General features: G+C 28.2%; 2 protein-coding genes and 1 pseudogene. All 3 read right to left on the bottom strand.

Going from position 1 to position 1,009, the window contains the following annotated elements; translation table 11 throughout:
• On the bottom strand, positions 1 to 269 hold a 269-nt coding region (locus MSCUN_RS08485), incomplete at its 3' end, for a chitobiase/beta-hexosaminidase C-terminal domain-containing protein (RefSeq protein WP_394851316.1).
• 90 nt (positions 270 to 359) lie between these two features.
• Positions 360 to 746 (bottom strand): annotated as a pseudogene (locus MSCUN_RS08480) (chitobiase/beta-hexosaminidase C-terminal domain-containing protein); the annotation flags it as partial.
• Between the two features lie 22 nt (positions 747 to 768).
• Positions 769 to 1,009 (bottom strand): hypothetical protein (locus MSCUN_RS08330; protein WP_170104068.1); only part of this gene is annotated, 241 nt, incomplete at its 5' end.

The raw sequence follows: 1,009 nt of genomic DNA, 5'->3' as shown, positions 1-1,009 counted from the left end.
GCCATATTTGTAGTAAACTGTATTGTTTGTTTATCATTTACTAACATAGTTTTTGGTTTAATTATTGTTATTGGTGGTGTCATTATTTGTGGTGCTTTATAGAAGTTTACTGTTGATTGTTGTCCTTTTTCATCTTCTAGTATTGTTCTTAGTTCTGTTTTTATACTTAGATTCATTTCTGTTCCTGGCGTATATTTTTTGCTTTGTGTTGTTGGTATTGTTCCATTTCTTGTATAATATATTGTTCCTGGTTTGTTTGCTATTACTATTACTATTTGATGATTGTCTCGTACTTCTGTTTTGTTTATTATTGTTGTATATGGTGTTGGATCTTGTATTTTATAGTAGTATGTGGAGCTTTTCTTTCCTTCTTGTGTTATTGAGAAATATTGTAGTATTGTGTAGTTGTTGATTGTTATTGGTTTTGTATACTTTGTACTTTCTGTTGTTGGTTTTGTTCCATTTATTGTATAATATATTGTACTTTCATGTGATGATGCAATGTTTACTATTCTTTCGTATTGATTTTTTTGTTGTGGTTTATTTGTTATGTAGGCTGTTGCAGGTCTATATATTCCAAATGATAGTATTGGTGTTTTTTGATTGTTTTTATTTACTCCATAGTATTGTATCCATGTTGAGTTGTATATTGTTAGTGGGGATGTATATATTTTATCTTTTGTGGTTGGTGTTGTTCCATTTCTTGTATAGTATATTGTACATGTTTCTGATGGTGTTAATGTTAATTTATATGTTTCATTGTTGTTTTTAGTGTATGTTGCATTTTATTGTGAAAGGTTCTGTGGTTGTTGTTATTGGTGCATTTTCTTCGCTTGAGTAGTCATAATTATATAGTGCTGTTACTACTTCACTTTCAAGTAATGCTCCATTATGTGTATATTTCCATGATATTATTTTTGTGAAGAAGTATACTGCATCATCAAATGAAAGAGTATTGTTGTATATTGATATTTTTAGTGGATTACGTAGATTTATATTATAACATTTT

It is taken from the genome of Methanosphaera cuniculi (genome assembly GCF_003149675.1).
GTDB lineage: Archaea > Methanobacteriota > Methanobacteria > Methanobacteriales > Methanobacteriaceae > Methanosphaera > Methanosphaera cuniculi.
Note: the sequence above shows the minus strand (reverse complement) of the source record. Positions and strands in the feature narration are given on the sequence as shown.